The sequence below is a fragment of the Janibacter endophyticus genome (assembly GCF_016888335.1).
Classification (GTDB): Bacteria; Actinomycetota; Actinomycetes; order Actinomycetales; family Dermatophilaceae; genus Marihabitans; species Marihabitans endophyticum.
This window is the reverse complement of sequence record NZ_JAFEJG010000004.1, coordinates 1-17,786: the sequence shown is the minus strand read 5'-3', so window position 1 is coordinate 17,786 and position 17,786 is coordinate 1. Positions and strand designations below refer to the sequence as shown.

Below are 17,786 nucleotides of genomic sequence, written 5' to 3'. Positions count from 1 at the left end.
GTTGGGCTAACGGCGAGGGGCGTGCTGTGCGGGAGGCCGCGGCGGCGTCCGATGCCTGTCCGCTGCGGTCTCCTGCACGGTCGTGGTGGCCGCGATGGTCTCTTCCGATGTAGAGGGAACGTCGGGCATCGATGAAGCCATCCGGTACCTGAGGTCTTGGGCAGGTCGGTCGCCGAGAGGTTCGTCTGCCACCAGCTCGCGTGCGAGCCTCTCGACATCTACGCCGGCTGCCTCGGCCTCGTCCAGCACCCACACAACGGCAGGCCAGTCGGGTTGACGGGTCAGGCGCGGGTCGAGGTCTCGGGCCAGGGTGGTCCACGGTCCTTCGGGGGATGGACCGGCCTCGAGTCGAGAGCGGACGTTGCCGACCTGGCCCAGCGCCTCCACTGTCGCTGCGCGCGGGTCATGGTTCCAGGCGGTGATGCGCTCTCCGAGGAGCCTGGTGAGGTCGTCGTGTGGCTGCTGAGTGGCTGAGGCGATCCGTGTCAGGCCTGTCGCCCACCCGTCGGGGGCTGAAGCAGCGAGCACGTCCATGGCCGCGTCCTGGGCAGCCTTTCCGGTGAGGTTCGTCAGGCGCTCATCGAGGAGGACATGGCTGAGGGGCTTGGTCTCGACGAGGGCCAGGGCAAGGGCTCGTGCGCCGCGGTTGGCCAGCAGGTCGGCGGGGTCGGAGCCGGTGGGGAGCGGTACGTGCGAGGTTGCCAGGTTGTGCTGGCTGAGGAGCCAGAAGGCACGCTCTGCGGCGATCTGGCCGGCGAGGTCGGCGTCGGTGGCGACGATAACCTCTGAGCCGTGGCCGGCGAGCTGGGTGGCTTGCTCGCTGGTCAGCGATGTTCCGAGGGGGGCGACGCCGACGTGTCGGTTGCTGGACAGGGTGACGGCGATGGCGTCCATGGGTCCTTCGACCAGGACGGGGGTGGCGTCGGCGGGCAGGCCGTTGGGGGCACCGAACAGCTGGGCGCCCTTGTGGAAGAGGGCGGTCTCGGCGGTGTTGAGGTACTTCGGGCCGCCTCGGTCGTCGTCGGTGAGGTTGGGGTGTCGTCGTCCGACGAAGCCGAGGACCTCTCCCTGGTGGGTGATGGGGAAGATTGCGCGGTCACGGAAGCGGTCGATGAGGCGTCCGGTGCTGGCGGTGGTGGCGACGCCGGCGGCGAGCATCTCGTCATCGGTGACTCCGGCCTGGTGGAGGTGCTCGACCAGGCGGGTCCAGCCCTGGGGTGCGTAGCCGGGCGCGAAGTCTGGGTGCCCGGCGAGGTCCATCCCGAAACGATCGTGGAGGTACTCATGCGCCCAGGAGCCGGGGAGCGACTGCTCGTAGAAGGCGCGGGTGAGGTCGTTGACCTGGAGCAGGCGCGTGATCGGGACCAGGCTGAGGTCGGCCTCCGCGGCGCGACGAGACTGCGCTTCGATGTCCTGGGGGGACGGCTCGAGCGGACCCATGAGCTCTCGGTGCATGGCCGCGAAGTCGAGGTTCTCCACGGGGGCAGCGAGGGGGGTCTCGCGCTCTTCTCGCAGGGTCGGTTCAGCGTCGGGGGCATCGAGCCCCCCGTGGGGGGTGGACGTAAGTGAAATCGAGGTCTCTACGTCCCAAAGGTCGTGCGGGGGCTGGTCTTCTTCGGGCGGAGGGGGCTCCTCGTCGTGGGCGGTGTCGACGGCCTCGGTGAGCAACGTCAGCCGCCAGATCATGGCCTGGCACTCGTCGATGTCTGCGGCTGCGTCGCCGGGGTTGGTGGCGCGCAGGATCTCGTCTAGGGGCATGCCCCGCTGGAGGGCGTGGTCGATGGTGGTGACCAGGCGGGACCAGGCTGGGCTGGCGTGCATGTCCTCGTAGCGGTCGCGTCCGACGGCGTGGGCGAGGTCGCGGGCCCATGTGGTGGCCAGGTGGCTGCCGGTGTCGGTGTCGACAGCCGGCACGTGCTGGGAGAGCCGCCACCACAGGGCTGCTGCTGCGTGGTCGTCGGGAAGCGGGCCCTGGGCCATGGCGTGCGTGACCAGGGGAGCGGGGTTGATCCCGGCGCGGCTCATCGCGGCCAGGCGCTCGGCCAGGGGGCCTACGAAGGGGTCACGGCCGACCTGGGGTGCCAGCGCGCGAAGGGATGCGCCCCACTCGAGGATGGCCGGGGTGCGGGTGCCGCTGAGCTGGTTGTTGAGGTGGCGCTGCCACTGCACGGCGAGCTGGTTCGTCTGCGGTGCTCCGGTGGGTCGGTGATCGGTCGGGTCGACCTGGGTGGCAGCGCGCCAGACGGCGACGTCGGCGATCACCGGGGCGTCGGGGCGGCGCGCTCCTTCCTGGAGCCAGTGCAGGTCCTGGCCGTGCGCCTCGTCGCGAACCTCCGCAGCCAGGGCCGTGGTGAGGTCTGCGCGGGCGGTGAGGTAGTCGCCCCAAGCGGGGTCGTCGGCCAGTGACTGCGGGATGCCGGGCAGCCAGGGCAGGGGGGCGGGGTACGCATCGCGTAGCCCGGCGTGGTCCATGCGCCAGTCCAGGACTGCTGCTGCGTCGACGGCGCTGTCGATGTCCTTGCTGCTGAGAGCGTCGCTGAGGGCCTGTTTGAGGTCGATGCCGTGGGCTGAGCGCAGGATCAGGTGTGAGCGCAGGGTCGGCCACGCGGGCTGCTCGGTCAGGCCGGGTAGCAGGGTCTCGGCGTGCTCTTCGAAGGCTGTCAGGGCGTTGGGTCCGAGACGTTCTTGGGCGGCGAAGTGAAGGGCGTCGCTGTATCGGGCGGTGGCCTCGCCGAGGCGTCGCGCGGGGTCGTTGCCCTCACGCAGGAGCGTGGACGCGGAGACGGGGGAGGCGTCGCGGGCGAGGATACCTTCGAGGATGTCGGTGGCCGTGGGCGGGGCGATGGTCTCGGGTCGAATGGCGTTGTGCTCGTCGCCGTCGCCCACGATCTCGAGGTAGACGTGGTTGGCGTGCCGGCCGCGGGTGAGCATCGTGTACATCTGCTGGCGGGACTCCTGGCCGGTGGCCAGACCGTGCATCGTGTCGACCGAGACCCCTTGGGCGGCGTGCACGGTGGTGGCGTACCCGAGCTCGGTGGAGGCAGCCACGTAGGCGGCGGGCAGGGTCAGGGTCTTGCCGTTGTGGGCATGCTGAACAGCCAGGGAACCGTCACGGTGGACGTCGGTGACGGTCCACAGGTCGCCGTTCTTGACCCAATCTGTGGCGGTCATCCGCAGCCGTCGCTCGTTGGCTCGGGTGATGAGAAGGTCCCCGACGCACGCGCGGTTCCCGTCGCTGAGGGCGGCGGTCCGGGCGGGCTCTTGACCGTCGAGGCGGTGGGCCTGGGCGCGCTGGTTGAGCTCGCTGACCAGGTCGCGGGTGGGCGCGAGCATGATCGAGTCCAGTCCGTCGGCCCGGTCGATCTGCCAGGCGGTGAAGACGTCCTCGGTCATGGTGGTGAGGTCGCCGACGTGCACGCGGTCGTGATCGAGGTAGTAGCCCAGGGCCTCGGGCGAGCCTTCCCGAAGGGCCAGGGAGGCGGCCCCTTCGGCGGGGTCGGAGAAGCGCATCAGCTCGGTCAGGCGCAGAGCCCCGTGACTGGTGGCGATGTCGCGCAGGATTCCGCCGGCACCGATCGCAGCGAGCTGCTGGTCGTCGCCGATGAGGCGGACGCTGCCCCCTCGGTCGAGGACGAACCCGATCGCGGCGTCGAGGGTGAGGGTGTCGGCCATGCCGGCCTCGTCGATGATCACCAGGGTCTCGGGGCCGATGCTGCGCGCCCACTCGGGCAGCTCGTCGTGGCGGATCGAGTGGGCGAGCTTGGCCAGGGTGTCGGTCGATGTGTCGATCTGCTCACGCAGCGCAGAAGCAGCCGCAGCTGAGGGTGCCAGGCCCAGGACGGTCCCGCCGTCGTTCTCCCAGGCCGTCGCCAGGGCCTTCATCGCGGTGGTCTTGCCTGCTCCTGCGGGTGCGATCGCGAGCTGGACGCGGGCGCCCGAGGTTGCCATCTGCCGCACAAGCGCGGCCTGCCCGGCGTTGAGGGTGATGCCGTTGGCGACGGACTCCAGCAGTGCGAGATCGACTGCTTGGGGCGAGGCCGCATGCCTGTCGTGGTGCGCGGCCGCGGCGACGATGCGCTGCTCGGCGGCAAGGACGTCGCGCGAGGTGTACTGCTGCGTGCCGTGCACGGTGTAGACGCTGGAGCCGTCGCGGCGTCGCAACGAGGTCGGCTCCTCGATGCCGTCCTCGGGGTGTCGAAGGCACACCGATCCGGCCTCGAGCGCCTGCTCTGTCAGGTGCGTGACGATCCTCTCGACGTGCTCCGGGGCGAGGTCCATGGCCCGGACGCGGCGCTGTGCTTCGGCGCGGACGTGCCAGGTCTGCCAGGTGCTGCGGCGGGCCTGCACGGTTGCGATGACCTCAGCTGCGGTGTCGCGGACCCATCGGTCTGTGACCCGGGCAAGGGCCTTGGGGGAGGGGTTGGTGGCGGCGTGGAGCATCCATGCAATGCCTTCGTCGCCGCCGAGGACCTCGCCGGCCTGGTGCCTCCAGGTCTGCCGCTGCTCGGCCAGGGCGCGGGGCTCCTTCTTGGCGTCGCGGGTCTCCAGGGTGGCCTGGCTGGCCAGCTGGATCGCCTCGACCGGGGTCGGGGGGCGGGCGTGGTCCCGCTGAAACTGTGCGGTCAGCTCGGCCTGCCGAGCCGCGATCAGAGCCCGGCGGGCAGACCACCGTTGGTTCAGATCGGGGGAGACAGCGACGACCTCACGCACGGGCCGCTTACGCGCATCCGCGTTGGGTCGCTCCTCGAAACGCAGCCCCAGGTCCGCGCCGAGGTGCTTCTCCAGGGCCGTGTTGTAGGTCTCCGAGGCCGACACGACCGCCTTGAACATGACCCGCCCGTCGATCGCCAGCCACTGTCCGTCCTCGGTCTGGACCTTGTTGGCCACGGCGACGTGGGTGTGCAGATCCGGGTCGCCGGCGCGGGAGTCGCGGTGGGTGAACGCGGTCGCTACCAGCCCCTTCACGTCGACCTGACGGACCCCGTTCGTGCCGGTGCGCGTGTAGAGGGCGTGCTCTTCGAGGAAGGCCAGAGCGTCCTTGATCGCCCCCTGGTGTGCCTTCTCGATCCGCGCCGCGGTCGCCGGGTCGGCCAGCGCCCACAGCGTCGAGACCGACTTCACCGGGGAGAAGGTCAGGTCGTACCCGGCCACCGCCCTCGTCTTGGGGCGGGAGTACTTGGCGATCCCGGCAGCCAGCTCGCGGGCGTCGGCGGGGTCCCTGCCGTGCTCGTCCCGGAAGAACTTGGCGCCCACCTCGTCGCGGATGCTGGCCCGCACATCGACCGGAACGGGGGCCCCGCTGGCCTGACCCATCTGCGCGTTGTACTCGCTCAGGCGCTGCGCGACCTCGATCCGAAAAGCGCTGACGTCGTTCTCGTACACCCGGTACGGCCGGCCCAGACGTGCCGCGGTCCTGAAGTCCTCCGGCGACGCCTCATCCCCCAAGGCCGCCATCCGAGCGTCCGCCAGCGGGTGGTGACCAGACCCGAACAGGGCCTGCATCTGCTCGGCCGTGACCACGTCCCCAGCCGCCAGGCCCTCGATCCCGGCGACCCCGGAGCCGACCCACACACCAGGCGACTCGCCCTTGGCGGCGTAGTAGGACGCCAGCCCGGTGTGGCCCTTCTCGGTGACGTCCTGCGCCGCTACCTGCCGGGTCAGGTAGTCGTACCCGCTCCCGGCGGTGAGCTTGTGCATCGACATCGTCACACCCCCTAAAGCCTCCGAGAAGGCCCTGAGCGTTCACCCCCTGGTGGGTAGGTGCTCAGTTCCACGGTGACCAGTGGCACCCGTGGACCGTGAGTCCATGTCCGAGGGCTAGAGGGCAACGCGATGGCAGGTAGCCGCGGCCTCCGCCGGTGGCACACCCTCGGCCTGATGCCCGCCTCATCCTCTGGAACCGCGGGCCAGCAGGAGCAGACATGACGGTCTGACCCTGACGCACGACTCCGCCGAGAGTCGGGCGTCGACCGAGCGCGCGTTCTGCTGCTCGACTCGTGCCTCGCCGCGAGGGGCGATACATCGCTGTACTGCCGAGAGTCGGGCGTTCGCGACTGGGGTCTAGAGGTTGGCGACCCATTGGCCGTAGAACAGAGACAGTCCGATTGCTACACCAATGCCCGCGATGATCCAGAACCGGGCGACGATCGTGACCTCGGCCCAGCCAAGGAGCTCGAAGTGGTGGTGCAGGGGCGTCATCCGGAAGACCCGCTTGCCGGTGGTCTTGAAGCTGATGACCTGAATGATCACCGAGGTGGTCACGATGACGAAGAGTCCGCCCAGGAGGATCAGCAGCAACTGGGTGTGGGTGAGGATCGCGAGGCCGGCCATGGCCGCGCCCAGAGACAGGGACCCCGTGTCACCCATGATGATCTGGGCCGGTGAGGTGTTCCACCACAGGAACCCGAAGCAGGCTCCCGCGAGAGCGGCGGAGACCATCGCCAGGTCCAGCGCCGCGGCTATCGGGTAGCAGTTGGGTCCGGGCATCGCCTCACAGTTCTGGTTGTACTGCCACATCCCGATCACGGTGTAGGCGCCGAAGACCATGGTGGAGGCCCCCACCGCTAGGCCGTCGAGTCCGTCGGTGAGGTTCACGCCGTTGGAGGCGCCGGCGATGAGGATGTTGGACCATAGGATGAACAGGGCCAGTCCGAGGGCCGGGCCGGCAAAAGCTAGGTCGAGGTTGGTGTCTCTGATGAATGAGACGGCGGTCGAAGCGGGTGATCTGCCTTGATCGTCCTGGACAAGCAGAGCGGCCAGGGCGAAGATCACCGTGGCCAGGCTCTGGCCGATGAGTTTTTGCCCCGACGTCAGTCCGAGGCTGCGCTCTTTGCGGATCTTGGTGTAGTCGTCGAGGAAGCCGACCAGCCCGAGCGCGGCCAGCAGAAACAGGACGAGCAGGGCGCTGAGCGAGATCTGGCTGTGTCCGACCTGCGGCATTCCGGACCGGTCAAGGAGCCGCAGGATCGCGTGCGTGCCGAAGTACCCGACGATCCCGGCTGCAATGATCACCGTGCCGCCCATCGTGGGCTTACCGCGCTTGACCTGGTGGTGGATGAGGTCATCTCTGATGAACTGCCCGAATCGATGGCGTACCAAGTACTTGGCGAAGAGGGGGGTACAGGTCAGGGTCAGGGCCATGGCGATGCCCCCTGCCAGCATTACGTTGATCACCAAGAAATCTCCATGTCTCATTGGCCTCAAGCTCGGATGGGGGGCGGTGGCGCAGTCCTCGGTGATGTTCGTGATGACAGGCGACGTTGCACCCTGACGGATCTACGCGCCCGGCTGTGGAACATGGCTCCGATGTCTGAGCGAACGCGTGGCAAGCGGTGTGTCCGAGTCGGCTCTCGGTCGGTGCAGCTCAGGGGGACTCAAGTGCAAAGAAGAGAAAGCAGATGAAGCGGCGGCCCTTGTTGGGGACGAGTTCGTCGGGTGTCTCGGGCACGGCCTCGGGCTCGGTGATACTGGTGATCCGCAGGCCAGCGTCGAGGAATGATCCGACGACGTCCTGCAGCGGCCGGTGCCAATAGGTCATGACGACGTTCTGGCCGTTGAAGTCGTAGTCCTCGGAGTATCGGGTCAGCGCGAAGTAGTCCTCGCCCTGGTAGCAGAACGCGTACACGAACGGATGGATGATCGCCGCGACCAGCCGACCACCTGGGCGCAGGACTCGCCGAAGTTCGGACAGGGTCGGCGCCCAGTCTTCGACGTAGTGCAGAGCCAGCGAGCAGACGACGAGGTCAAATGATCCATCGGCATAGGGCAGCGGCTTCGTCAGGTCGGCGACCCGGACATCGGCTTCTTCGCCAAGGCGCTCCCGAGCGAGGGCGACCATGGAGGAGCTCAGGTCAAAACCACTGACAATGGCGCCGCGCGCACGCAGGTCCGCAAACAGAGGCCCGTGGCCGCAGCCTGCATCCAGCACGCGCATCCCGTTGACGTCCCCCGCTAGGCGCAAGAGCTCAGGCCGCGCGTACCAGGCGTTGAACAGGCCCGTGTCGTTCTCCTCCGCATAGGCAGCAGCGAAGGCGTCGTAGTCCGCAGCACCTGGTCTGTTAGATGGGGCATCGGCGGGGTCGGTAGCCGTCATGACTCCAGATCCTTCCCAGACCCGTACGCGGTCCTGGTGACGTCCTTCTCGAGGGCTGCCATGACGACGCCGTAGTAAGCGTGTCGCTCCTGGCCGTCGTCGACGTTCACGCGCGAGATGTCTGTCCAGCGATCGAGCACGGCCGCCAGCTCCAGTCGCATCTGCTCGAGTTCGGCGTCGGTGAGACTGACCGCGAAGTCATCGCTGATGCTGCCTACCACCCTTCCCGGCGGATCACCGGGGCTCTGGCCGGAACGCGGCTGCGAGTGGATGGTGCGATGCAGCGCGAGTACATGGCCTTCAGCCACGCGGCGGAGGGCATCGGCTGCCGCCTCGCCCCCTTCGGCCCCACGTAGTGCAGTGAGATCGATCTGGAATCCCCGATCCGACACCTGGCGCCACCACCTCTCGCGGCCACTCTCCGCCCGGTCAGGGTTCTCCTCGATCAATCCGTACTTCGCCAGCTGCCGTAGGTGGAAGCTCACGGAGTTGGCCGGCTCACCCAATGCCCCTGCCAGGTCCACTGCTCGCGCCGTGCCCCGGCGCGACAACTCGCCCAGCAAGCGCATCCGGAGGGGGTGTGTGAGCGCCAACACTGCTTTGGGGTTGGCGATCGGAGCGGGAGTCATGCGCCCATCGGGAGGAGGAACCACCACTACACCCTGCCTCACGCCCACGCGATTCGCAAGTCACCTTGCGCAAGACCCCTCGCCAATTGGCACCGCGCGAGAAGAAGAGACGCCCGATAGTCTTGTCGGGCCGCCGCCGTGAGACCGACAGAACATCCTGTACTGCCGCTGGCCGCGCTCGAGGGGCGCAGGAGCGGAGCGCGACTTAGCGGCGCTGGTTCCGTGGGTGATTCCGGGCATGGCGCTCGTTTCCCCGCCGGTAGTTGCTGGTGAGTCTGGCCATCAGTTCCTGGGGGTCCTCGGACTCGACGTCTTCGAGGAAGACCCGGGCGCGCCGGCCACGCAGCGTCGTGGCGTTACGCCCGTGGTGACTGATGACCACTTGTTCACCCTGCACGATGTAGGCGAAGCCGTCTGGATTGGGCATAGCCGGAGCGTAGCCAGCGCGCCGTAGCCCCGCCATCGGTCATCCGCTCTTGCCGCGCTGAGCGTGGCCGCACGCTACTGCCGCTGTGGTCGCGTAGCGTCCGACCATGCCGCGCTCCGTTATGCGGGCAGACGGTATGCGGAGATGTGGCTGGCGCTCTCGGAGGTGAACTCCGAGCGGGACCAGTCGGCCCAGCGTCCGGCCGGTTCGAGACCGGCGAGCTGGGCCATGAGGTCACACTCGGCCGGCCAGACGTAGCGGAAGTTGCTCGTCGAGTACCGGTACGTCCCGTCGGGTTCCCTGGAGTAGTGGTGGGAAGTTCCTTGCTGTGTGGTCATGTCGTAGGTGTCGAAGCCGGTGTGGCGTTCAGTGACCTCGAAGGGCACGGCCGTCTGCCCGGGCGGGAAGCGGCGGATGCCGGGGACCCACAGCTCGATCACGAAGTGTCCCCCAGGGGCGAGGTGGCGCGCTGCGTTGCGGAAGCACGCGACCTGCTCGTCCTGCGTGCGCAGGTTCCCCAGGGTGTTGAAGACGAGGTACACCAGAGAGAAGACGCGCTCTACTTGCGTGGTGGCCATGTCACCGATCGCCACCGGTATCTCGGTGTTGGACGCCTTCCTTCGCAGCTGCTCGGCCATCGGCTCGGAGAGCTCGATTCCGGTGACCGGCACGCCGCGCTCGGACAAGGGGACGGCCACCCGACCAGTCCCGATGGCGAACTCCAACGCGTGCCCGTCCCCGGCTAATTCGGCGAGAAAGTTGACGGTGGGGTCGAGGGTCTCGGAGTTGAACATCGGCGACGAAGGGTCGTCATAGCGCCTGGCAGCGTCGGCGTCCCACAAGTCACTGGAAGTCATCGCCCGAGCCTGACGATGCGGCTCAGCCGGAGCAAGTGGTTATGCGAAGCATCCGCAACTGCCGCGTTGCATGCCGCCCGCTCACTTACGGATGCAAGGTCGACGCATGGCCACTGCGAATGATTGCTTTGGGACGCTTCGGTGTCGAGGAGTTGCTGGACGTCAAGGACCAAGGAGTCAACCTGTCGCCGGTGGCCGGCGTTCGTCGGCACTGAGCGGGTACGCACCCCGTCCCGACAAGGTTCCCATCTGATGGGCCGTGGCGCTGCCACGCACGTCTTGCTTGCCGACGTCTACACTCGGCCGTTGTGAGTCTCCTCGAGGCGGGTCTTGTCGTTATCGGACTGGTGCTCCTCGTCGCCGGAGGAGAAGGCTTGGTGCGCGGCGCCTCGGCGGTCGCTTTGCGGCTGGGGTTGTCTCCGCTGGTCGTGGGCCTGACCATCGTCGCCGTCGCCACGTCTTCGCCGGAGTTCGCGGTCACGATCGGCGCTGTGCTGGGTGGCCAGCCCGAGCTCGCCGTCGGCAATGTCGTCGGCAGCAACATCGCTAACGTCTTGCTCGTGCTCGGGCTCTCCGCGCTCGTCCTGCCTCTCATCGCGCAGGTGCGCTTGGTGCGGATCGACGTGCCGGTCATGGTCGCGATGTCGGTGCTGCTCCTCGTCCTCTCCCTCGACGGCGGCATCTCGCGGTGGGACGGAGTCGTGCTCCTTACGCTGTTCGTGGCTCACCTGGGGTGGTCCGTGCGGGCAGGGCGCGATGATCTCGACGAAGCTGACGGCAGCACCCAAGGCGACGCGCCGCTGGGAATGGGCCGGGCGCTGCTCTTCATCCTCGTTGGCGTCGGCTTGCTCGTCCTCGGCTCGCAGTGGCTGGTGCGCGGCGCGAGCTCGATCGCCAGCGCCCTCGGTCTGAGCGACCTGGTCATCGGCCTGACCGTTGTCGCCGTCGGAACATCGCTTCCCGAGCTCGCTGCCTCCCTCATCGCAGTGCGCAAGGGCGAGCGGGACCTTGCGATCGGCAACGTCGTGGGCAGCAACATCGCCAATATCGGCCTCGTCCTTGGACTCCCCTCGATCATCGCCTCCGACGGAATCCCTGTCCCCAGCGCTGCCATCGCGCTCGACATCCCGCTCATGCTCGCCGTTGCTGTCGCACTGCTCCCGATCGCCTTCACTGGTTTCGTGATCAAACGCTGGGAGGGTGGGTTTTTCATCGCGCTGTACCTGTTGTATGTGACGTACCTGGTGCTGTGGGCGACCGAGCATGACGCTCTTGCCGGCTTCACCTCTGTCATGGGCTTCTTCGTCCTGCCGATAGTCGCTCTCACCCTGCTCCTCTTCACGGTCTATGAGGTGGGGCTACGCCGGGGCCGGGCGCAGGAGCAGGCCAGGGATGACAACGTCCAATGACATGGAGCTGCCTGACCGTGGGCGCCAGTCCAAGGCCGACCAGAACCAAGCATGGCCACGAGGTCACGGGGTCTCCCAGTAAGGGAGACAACGTAGCCCCGGACGGACAAGTCATCGAGCAGCACGGCCTGCGCTGGCTCATCGAGTACGAGGCTGAGAACTCTCACTGAGCGCACTGTCCTGCCGCATCCTTCGCGACCATCGGCCGCCGCTCGTAGAGTGCGCCCATGTCTGAGAGTGCGCCGGCTGCATGCTCGTTCTGCGAGATCTCGAACGACCATGGAGAGGCGAGCGTCGCCGCGAGCGACGAGTTGACCGTGGCTTTCATGGATGCATACCCCGCGGCCCCCGGGCACGTGCTCATCGTGCCTCGCCGACACGTTCCCTCGTTGGCTGACCTCAGCCCTGACGAGGGCGCCGCCCTGTGGGGCATGACGCAATTGATGGCCCGGAGGGTTAAGGCGAAACACGCACCGGCGGTGAATCTGCACCTGTCCGATGGTGCAGAGACAGAGCAGGATATTTCGCACGTTCACATGCACGTTGTTCCACGGCATAGCGATGACGCTATCGCGATCGAGCTGCCGGGCACACGCGCCACCAGGGACGCGCTCGACCGCGTCGCGGCCTCGCTTGCCGAGGACTGACTGACCATCCGCAACTGCCGCTGTGGACGCGTAGCGTCCGACCATGCCGCGCCTAGTGTGTCTTTCACCTCGGTGCTTGCCCGGCACGGATGCATCCGTGTGAGGCTGGTCCAGTCCTGATCTGCGGATGAGTTCTCCTTGGAGAAGGTCCAGCCGGCGAGTCGAACCGGCGTAGGAAAGCGCCGTTACCTCGCGCCCGTCCCGCCGCTCCAGTCCTGGTTGCTCCTCAGTGTTGGCGGCAACGGACTGCCCGACATGCACGACCGCGGTGGTGAGCGGTTTGCTGCTCACCACCACGGTCCCGGAGGGCCACCGCGGGCGTGGACCCGTCAGTCGTCGTCCTCCAGCTCTTCCTGCTCTTCCTGCTCCTCGTCTTGCTGCTGTTGTTCTTGTTGGTCTTCCTGGTCCTCACCGGTGACGCAGGATGCTGCCATGGTCAGGGGTAGGGCGAGTGCGATGGTCAAACTGGTCGCGACACGAGGCAGACGACCACGACGCAGTGGTGAGTGGGACATGGGGTCTCCGGCCTCTAGAGGGTGGGGTTGATGCGTTACCGGGGACCCGGCGTGCCCGGGGCGGGCCCGTCGGTGTCGAGCCCGTCGGGGTTGGGTCGTGCGCTGTCGGGTCGGTCGGACCTGATCTTGTCCAGTCCGGCGCGTGCGTGGTGGCTGCCTTTGGCGATCTGGTCCTGGTAGCGGCCGGCGGTCCTGGTGTTGGCGACCTCACCGAGCTTGGTGATGCCCTGGTCGATCTTGGCGCGGTGCTGGGTCACCGCCCCGGTCGCCGTTGCGCGGGCCTTGGCGAGCATGTCCTTCAGTGCCATGGGGTGCCTCTTCTTTCCTGGTGTGGTGGGGGTCATCGGTGGGAATGGTTATCGGTGGGGGTGGGCCTGGGTGACCTCCAGACCGGCTGCAGGGCGGCGTCCTCGGCCTCGGTGGCGACCCGGAACGGGGGCTCGGTCGGCGCGGGCAAGGCTTGGCGTCCCTGTCCGCGGGTGGCGCGCAGGCTGGCGATGATCGAGACGGTGATGATCGTGGCGATGACTGCCAGTGACACGGGGGTCGGTATGTAGAAGATGTCGATCTTGAGCAGCATCTTCACCCCGACCCAGATCAGCACCAGGGCCAGGCCGACCTTGAGGTAGACGAAGCGGTGGATCAGGTCGGCGAGCAGGAAGTACATCGCCCGCAGACCCAGGATCGCGAAGGCGTTGGCGGTGAAGACCAGGAACACCTCGTCGGTCACCGCGAAGATGGCAGGGATGGAGTCCACGGCGAAGACCACGTCGGTGACCTCGACCAGGACCAGCACCGCCAGCAACGGGGTGGCCAGCAGCACCCCGTTGCGGCGCACGAGCAGCTTCTGCCCGTGGTAGGTCTGGGTCATCGGAATGAACCTGCGGAAGAGGCGCAGCACCATCGACCGGTCGGGGTCGAGGTGTTCGTTGCGTTGCCGGATCATCCGGTACCCGGTGTAGAGCAGGAACGCCGCGAAGACGTACAGCACCCACGCGAAGTTCTGGATGAGGATGGCCCCTGCCGCGATGAAGATGCCACGAAAGACCAGCGCGCCCAGCACCCCGAGGAACAGCACCCGGTGCTGGAACTCACGAGGGACGGCGAAGTAGCTGAAGATGATGGCCCACACGAAGACGTTGTCCACAGCCAGGGACTTCTCGATGAGGTACCCAGCGAAGTACTGCTGCCCGAACTCAGCGCCCCAGACCCACCAGACGATGACGCCGAAGACGATTCCGAAGGCCACCCACACCCCGGACCAGGCGGCTGCTTCCTTGACCCCGATCACATGGGCGCGGCGGTGGGCGAACAGGTCGATGGCCAGCATCACCACGATGAAACCGAGCACCGAGGCCCAGATCCAGAACGGGACATCCATAAGTACACTCCGATCCAATGATCGGAGGTCTCTCCCAGCCCCGTAACGGGCCCGCTCGCCGGAACCCTCATGGGCCGTAGTGACGACGAAGCGTGAGTGGGGATACTCCCCTCCAGTGCGACGGAGTACAGCACACGCGCCCGACCCCGGTCAAATCCGACCCACCGACCGGCAGCCGGCGCTGCGGCAACGACCGGATTTGCCGCGTCTGGTGCGCGACCGCGCCGCACGGAGGGCGGGCGCCAGGAGGCGCTCAACGATGGACGGCCCCACAGTCGCCGCCGTGTTGCGGCCGCGAGCTGGCGTGTCGACCGTGCCCACGAGCGGTCATGCGTTCTGGCAGCATGGCGGTGTGGCATACCTTGAGCAGGCCTTCCTGCTTGAAGACGACGTCGTCCAAGCGGTGATGCAGCACCTTGAGTCGGATGGGTGGAGCATTGAGAGTTTCGCGCTCGCTCATCAGCATGGCGACGACATCGTTGCCACGCGAGCTGGCCAGCGTCTCATCGTCGAGGCAAAGGGGGCTGGCAGTTCGAAATCGGGCACCAAGCGCTTCGGGCAACCCTTCACCCGTAATCAGGTGGGCAGCCACGTGTCGGTTGCGATACATCGAAGTCTCAAGGTCTGGTCCAGTGGAGTTGCAACTGCCGCCATGGCCTTCCCGGACAACGCTCATCACCGAGCGCTGGTCGCGCCCGTGCAGCCGGCCCTGACGCAACTGGGAATCCTGGTGTTCTGGGTAGGCCCGGGCGGTTCAGTGTCGACTTCCAGTGGCGGCTCGGAAACCTGACCTGTCGGCGGCACGGTGTCGCACCCACGCGGCTGCACCCCTCCTCAGGCTCTGCCCGGTGTCCGCACATGCCGCCGGTCGCGCGCTGCGAGGAAAGCCGAAGTCGGGGCCAGGCGGCCGGACTGCGATCGGCGTCGGCGACCCAGCTCATAGGGTGGTCCCATGATGAGGCAGTTCATCACGGTGCGGGACCTGGAGCTCAGGATCAGGGAGGGCACCCTCCCGTGGGATGACTCGGTCCGCTACGACACCGTCGCCCTCATCCTGGACGGCAAGGACTTGGTTCAGTGGCTCCGCCCTTACGCACCACCCGGGATTGATCCGCCGGAGTACCTCGGTCATCCCACCGGGACCAACATGACCGAGCTTCTCCTTGGCCAACGCCCTGAAGATGAGTCCGGACGCACAGCGCTTCTTGGATGTACGTGCACGGTCATCGGCTGCGGGCCACTCCTGGCCCGCATCGAGGTCGGATCCGAAACCGTGACGTGGTCGCACTTCGGACGCGGACCTGGCGAGGAGTACGACTGGCTCGAGCTGCAGTTCACCCGGAACACCTACATGGACGCGCTCTCCAATTACGAGCCGACAACCTGATCTGGCTGCGTACCGGAGGCCGCACGGTTCTGCCGCGAGTCGTGGGTCGTACTTTCGCGCCGAGCGACAGCACGCCGAAGGATGAAGACTCCTATGCCTCGTCCGGCCACGCCTCGCCGGGTGGCCATGGGTCCGGTAGCCCGAAGAAGTCCGCCGCGGTGTTCGGCGGAGGAGTCTCCTTGAGCTCGTTGCGGTCGATGGCCAAGACGTGAGCCGGTAGCCCTACGTCTTCTGGCAACTGGACCATGGGGTCGGGGTGTCGCCACAGAGTGACCTCGGCGCGCTGAACGTGGTAGGGCATGAGCTGGTTGACAAGAAGTACGCCGGAAACATGGCGATGCTGCCAGTCGGGCGGCGCCCCAAAGTAGCCGTCGCGCTGTCGAATCTGCCGGCTCACAATCTCACCGTCAGGTCCCTCGCCCCACTGGATGGCGACGGCGCCATACATAGCGTTCGTGGTGTGCCAACGGTCCCTGTCATGGATATAAGTTCCGACGGCGATCATGAACGGCGCGTCGAGGTTCCCATACTCGTGTTGCTTGCCGGAGAGCGCTTTGCGGATCGCGGGCGCGTCATCGATCCAGCCCACCGGCGTGTGTCCGTAGACGCCAATGGCACGACTGTTGGGCCGTCGCCCTCGCGCCTCAGGCTTCAGCGGAATCGGCTTGAACGTGACTGACCAGCCATTGTGCTCCCATTGGTACGAGGGGCCGCTCTCCATGTCCCAGGGCGCGTCAGGGTCCAGTTTCGACAACCACCGGCGAAGGTCACCCCGAAGACGGGCCGCCGGGGGGGGACTGATTCCCTCCTCCAGTGTGTCGAGCCAAAGCATGAAGTTCGGATCATCGAGCTGGTTTACCGTGTCGAATAGGACTGCGCGTCGCGCTGCCGCAGCCTTCGCTGCCGGGTTCGCCCCTGGCGCAATCGCTTCTATGTAGATGCGCTCGTCGGCACGCTCAGCAAGGAAGTCGGGACGGGATGTCGATCCCTCGACGGTGGGATGGATCGTGACTGAATATCCCGCTCGCAAGAGGCTCTCGTGGAGGTAGAGCTCGAGGAAGGCACTGCGGAACTGATCGTCGTCCCGAGAGCGCAAGCGTTGGCGCAGGTCGTTGTGGTCATTGTCGTTCTCGACGTGATCAAGCCAGTCCTGCATGAGGCGCCGCGGGTGCTCCCAGTACGCCCCCGCAACTCGGTTCAAAAACTCAAAGCTCGACTCCTGGTGTCTTCCCGGAGCCACGTCCGTGCGGTGTACCTCGTCGAACAGCGGCTCGCGATGTGTATGCATGGGTCGCAGAGTGCCAGCGACCGCCGACAGTCCTCAAAGGCCGGGTGCGCGCTTCTGCGCTGTGATCGCGTAGCGTCCGACCATGCCGCCGGTCCGGACTTAAGGGTTCTCTGGATTTGCTGTCCACAGACCGAAGGAGGTTCCGGTCGGGTCCCTGTAGATGCCGAACCAGCGATCGTCTCCGCCCAGCTCTGTCCTGTGACGCTCGATCGTCCCACCGTTCTCAGCGATCGAAACGAAGGCAGCCTCGAGGTCATCGATCTCGAAGTAGATGCGGGTACCGCCGCTCGAGGGCTGGGTCGACTCGAGCGAGCGCTGCAGCCCTCCAAGGGTCACGCCGTCAGCCTTGATGATCCAGTAGTCCGCGCCGAGTGACGTGTCCGCGAAGGCTGGCTCGAACGCCCAGCTCCAGAGCGCGGTGTGGAAACTCTGGAAACGCTCGGGGTCCGCTGTCTCGATCTCCCACCACACGATTCCGTTCATCCTGCGAGGCTAGCCAGAAGCGCCTCGACCAGGCATCGGAGTGCCCCCGGCCGGCTCGCGCCAGCATCCGCACATGCCGCCAGGAGGCCAGCCACGCTCGTCCACCTCCGCCGCGTCGCACCGTTCGTTCAAGACGCGGTCTCTGGGAGTCGGTGTGTCCGATGTGACCTGTCGACGCAACTGTCCGCCGGGCACGGTCCGAGTGCGCCGTCCGGAAACTACGCTCTATTCGTCACCCTCGTCTTCGGCGACGGGAATCAGTTCGGATGTTGGGATGATGTTCATGCCATCGTTCGGGAACCTAACGTGAGCGTCCCCATTGTGATCTCTGACTACGTACACGATGCCGACTTCACCCCCGGCAGCCTCTTTCCATCGCACTCTGTCACCCTGCTGGATCCCATCCATTGCCCTCCACCATCCTCTCAACGGTCTACGCACGAGCCCTCTGTGCTCGAACCCCACCGCACCGTACCGCCCGTCACCTTGCCGACGCGTCGGATCGGCCGCCTGGAGGACGGCCATACCCATCCGACTCTGCCGCGAGGCGCGCGCGGCCGACAGCCACAGGAGGGGGACTGTCCGCCAAACGGTGTTTCTGGCCTGACACGCCGGCTCAGCTGGCGGGGAAGGTCATGTGATGACCGAGAAGATCACGAGCGTGAGCTCGA

Annotated in this window: 15 protein-coding genes; 4 read left to right on the top strand and 11 right to left on the bottom strand. The window is 66.9% G+C overall.

All coding sequences use genetic code 11. The annotated features are described in order from the left end of the window. Positions 1-6: 6 nt before the first annotated feature. The 6 genes from mobF to JNO54_RS00060 form a co-directional block, all read right to left on the bottom strand. Positions 7-5,703 (bottom strand): MobF family relaxase, encoded by a 5,697-nt coding sequence (gene mobF, locus JNO54_RS00085; protein WP_204142051.1) that lies wholly within the window; start codon positions 5,701-5,703, stop codon positions 7-9. 357 nt (positions 5,704-6,060) lie between these two features. Next, positions 6,061-7,173: a phospho-N-acetylmuramoyl-pentapeptide-transferase gene (gene mraY, locus JNO54_RS00080; RefSeq protein WP_204142050.1), complete on the bottom strand. Its 1,113-nt coding sequence runs from the start codon at positions 7,171-7,173 to the stop codon at positions 6,061-6,063. Positions 7,174-7,363: 190 nt separating this feature from the next. Continuing rightward, positions 7,364-8,092 carry a class I SAM-dependent methyltransferase gene (locus tag JNO54_RS00075; RefSeq protein ID WP_204142049.1) on the bottom strand — a complete coding sequence of 243 codons (729 nt, stop codon included), beginning with the start codon at positions 8,090-8,092 and terminating at the stop codon, positions 7,364-7,366. Further along, positions 8,089-8,721 carry a winged helix-turn-helix domain-containing protein gene (locus JNO54_RS00070; protein WP_204142048.1) on the bottom strand — a complete coding sequence of 211 codons (633 nt, stop codon included), beginning with the start codon at positions 8,719-8,721 and terminating at the stop codon, positions 8,089-8,091. Before JNO54_RS00070 ends, JNO54_RS00075 begins: the two co-directional genes overlap by 4 nt. 205 nt (positions 8,722-8,926) lie before the next feature. After that, positions 8,927-9,148 carry a hypothetical protein gene (locus JNO54_RS00065; protein ID WP_204142047.1) on the bottom strand — a complete coding sequence of 74 codons (222 nt, stop codon included), beginning with the start codon at positions 9,146-9,148 and terminating at the stop codon, positions 8,927-8,929. Positions 9,149-9,267: 119 nt separating this feature from the next. Beyond that, a complete protein-coding gene (locus JNO54_RS00060) occupies positions 9,268-10,005 on the bottom strand; it encodes a class I SAM-dependent DNA methyltransferase (protein WP_204142046.1) in 738 nt (245 codons plus the stop codon). 308 nt (positions 10,006-10,313) lie between these two features. On the opposite strand from JNO54_RS00060, the gene JNO54_RS00055 reads away from it, so the two are divergent. Together JNO54_RS00055 and JNO54_RS00050 are read left to right on the top strand one after the other, a co-directional pair. Continuing rightward, positions 10,314-11,414, top strand: coding sequence for a calcium/sodium antiporter (locus JNO54_RS00055; protein ID WP_204142045.1), 1,101 nt, complete (start codon positions 10,314-10,316; stop codon positions 11,412-11,414). 227 nt (positions 11,415-11,641) lie between these two features. Further along, complete coding sequence (locus tag JNO54_RS00050; protein WP_204142044.1) at positions 11,642-12,061, top strand: HIT family protein; 420 nt, start codon at positions 11,642-11,644, stop codon at positions 12,059-12,061. A 329-nt stretch (positions 12,062-12,390) separates the two neighbouring features. Here JNO54_RS00050 and JNO54_RS14685 read toward each other — a convergent pair whose 3' ends face one another. The 3 genes from JNO54_RS14685 to JNO54_RS00040 all read right to left on the bottom strand — a co-directional run bounded on the left by JNO54_RS14685 (position 12,391) and on the right by JNO54_RS00040 (position 13,957). Further along, complete coding sequence (locus tag JNO54_RS14685; protein ID WP_267911221.1) at positions 12,391-12,525, bottom strand: hypothetical protein; 135 nt, start codon at positions 12,523-12,525, stop codon at positions 12,391-12,393. Between the two features lie 86 nt (positions 12,526-12,611). Continuing rightward, on the bottom strand, positions 12,612-12,884 hold the full coding sequence (locus tag JNO54_RS00045; protein ID WP_204142043.1) for an antitoxin: 273 nt from the start codon (positions 12,882-12,884) through the stop codon (positions 12,612-12,614). Between the two features lie 32 nt (positions 12,885-12,916). Continuing rightward, positions 12,917-13,957, bottom strand: coding sequence for a TerC family protein (locus JNO54_RS00040; protein ID WP_204142042.1), 1,041 nt, complete (start codon positions 13,955-13,957; stop codon positions 12,917-12,919). A 304-nt stretch (positions 13,958-14,261) separates the two neighbouring features. Between JNO54_RS00040 and JNO54_RS00035 the strand changes: the two genes are divergently transcribed. Beyond that, on the top strand, positions 14,262-14,747 hold the full coding sequence (locus tag JNO54_RS00035; protein ID WP_204142041.1) for a hypothetical protein: 486 nt from the start codon (positions 14,262-14,264) through the stop codon (positions 14,745-14,747). Between the two features lie 165 nt (positions 14,748-14,912). Further along, complete coding sequence (locus JNO54_RS00030; protein ID WP_204142040.1) at positions 14,913-15,344, top strand: hypothetical protein; 432 nt, start codon at positions 14,913-14,915, stop codon at positions 15,342-15,344. 91 nt (positions 15,345-15,435) lie between these two features. Here JNO54_RS00030 and JNO54_RS00025 read toward each other — a convergent pair whose 3' ends face one another. Further along, positions 15,436-16,632 (bottom strand): hypothetical protein, encoded by a 1,197-nt coding sequence (locus JNO54_RS00025; protein ID WP_204142039.1) that lies wholly within the window; start codon positions 16,630-16,632, stop codon positions 15,436-15,438. Positions 16,633-16,731: 99 nt separating this feature from the next. Further along, positions 16,732-17,115, bottom strand: coding sequence for a VOC family protein (locus tag JNO54_RS00020; RefSeq protein WP_204142038.1), 384 nt, complete (start codon positions 17,113-17,115; stop codon positions 16,732-16,734). Between the last annotated feature and the right edge of the window lie 671 nt (positions 17,116-17,786).